At 66.4% G+C, this 2123-nt stretch carries 1 protein-coding gene; it reads left to right on the top strand.

The window, feature by feature from the left end; translation table 11 throughout:
* Nucleotides 1-15 precede the first annotated feature (15 nt).
* The coding region (gene nirB, locus EJI00_RS24725; RefSeq protein WP_148110655.1) for a nitrite reductase large subunit NirB at nt 16-2123 on the top strand (2108 nt) is incomplete at its 3' end.

Below are 2123 nucleotides of genomic sequence, written 5' to 3'. Positions count from 1 at the left end.
GAAAGGCCCCACCCCATGCACAAACTCAAGCTCGTGATGGTCGGCAACGGCATGGCCGGCGTGCGCACGCTGGAGGAGCTCCTGAAGCTCGCCCCGGACCTGTACGACATCACCGTCTTCGGTGCCGAGCCGCACCCCAACTACAACCGCATCCTCTTGTCGCCCGTGCTGGCCGGCGAGCAGACCGTGGACGAGATCGTGCTCAACAGCTGGGAGTGGTACACGGACAACGGCATCACCCTGCACGCCGGCAAGAAGGTCGTCGAAGTCGACCGGGTGAAACGCATCGTGCGCGCCGTGGACTCGCAAGGCGCCGTCACCGAAGCCCCCTACGACCGCCTCCTGATGTGCACCGGCTCCAACCCCTTCATGCTCCCCGTGCCCGGCAAGGATTTGAAGGGCGTCATCGCCTACCGCGACATCGCCGACACCGACTACATGATCGAGACCGCCAAGACCCACAAGCACGCGGTCGTCATCGGCGGGGGCCTCTTGGGCCTGGAGGCGGCCAACGGCCTGATGCTGCGCGGCATGAACGTCACCGTGGTGCACGTCATGCCCTGGCTCATGGAGCGCCAGCTGGACGACGTGGCCGGCAAGCTCTTGCAGAAGTCCCTGGAAGACCGCGGCCTCGCGTTCCTCATCGGCGCCCAGACCCAGGAGCTGGTGGGCGACGCCGAGGACGGCAAGGGTGGGCGCGTTCGTGCCATCCGCTTCAAGGACGGCACCGAGGTGGCCGCCGACCTGGTCGTCATGGCGGTGGGCATCCGCCCCAACACCGCGCTGGCCGAGCAGATGCGCCTGCACTGCCACCGCGGCATCGTGGTCAACGACACCATGCAGACCGTGACCGATGCGCGCATCTACTCGGTGGGCGAATGCGCCGCCCACCGCGGCATTGCCTACGGGCTGGTGGCCCCCCTCTTCGAGCAGGCCAAGGTCGCGGCCAACCACCTGGCGCAGTTCGGCATCGGGCGCTACCTGGGCTCGCTCACCTCCACCAAGCTCAAGGTCACGGGCATCGACCTCTTCTCGGCCGGCGAGTTCATGGGCGGCGAAGGCACCGAGGAGATCGTCATGAGCGACCCCTTCGGCGGGGTCTACAAGAAGCTGGTGATCAAGGACGACAAGCTGGTGGGCGCGTGCCTGTACGGCGACACGGTGGACGGCAGCTGGTACTTCAAGCTCTTGCGCGACGGGCGCAGCGTGCACGACATCCGCGACAAGCTGATGTTCGGCGAATCCAACATCGGCGACACCGGCCACGAGGGCCACAGCAAGGCCGCCAGCATGCCCGACGAGGCCGAGGTGTGCGGCTGCAACGGCGTGAGCAAGGGCACCATCTGCAAGGCGATCAAGGAAAAGGGCCTGTTCACGCTGGACGAGGTGAAAAAGCACACCAAGGCCAGCGCCAGCTGCGGCTCGTGCACCGGGCTGGTGGAGCAGATCCTGATGTTCACCGCCGGCGGCGACTATTCGGCCACGCCCAAGAAGAAGGCGGTGTGCGGCTGCACCGACGCGAGCCACCAGGAGGTGCGGGATGCCATCCGCAAGGAACACTACCTCACGCACGACGCGGTCTATCGCAATCTGGGCTGGCGCACGCCCAACGGCTGCGCGACCTGCCGCCCGGCCGTGAACTACTACCTGATCAGCACCTGGCCCAAGGAAGCCAAGGACGATCCGCAGAGCCGCTTCATCAACGAGCGCAGCCACGCCAACATCCAGAAGGACGGCACCTACTCGGTCATTCCCCGCATGTGGGGCGGCCACACCACGCCCAACGAGCTGCGGCGCATCGCGGATGCGGCGGACAAGTACAAGATTCCCACCGTCAAGGTCACGGGCGGCCAGCGCATCGACCTGCTGGGGGTGAAGAAGGAAGACCTGGAGGGGGTGTGGAAGGACATCGGCATGCCTTCGGGCTTTGCCTATGCCAAGAGCCTGCGCACGGTGAAGACCTGCGTGGGCAGCGAGTGGTGCCGCTTCGGCACGCAGGATTCGACCCAGATGGGCAAGGACCTGGAGCGGGCGCTGTGGGCGATGTATTCGCCGCACAAGGTCAAGCTGGCGGTCTCGGGCTGCCCGCGCAACTGCGCGGAGGCGGGGATCAAGGACGTGGG

It is taken from the genome of Variovorax sp. DXTD-1 (genome assembly GCF_003984625.1).
Classification (GTDB): Bacteria; Pseudomonadota; Gammaproteobacteria; order Burkholderiales; family Burkholderiaceae_C; genus Variovorax.
This window is presented reverse-complemented; position numbering and strand designations above follow the sequence as displayed.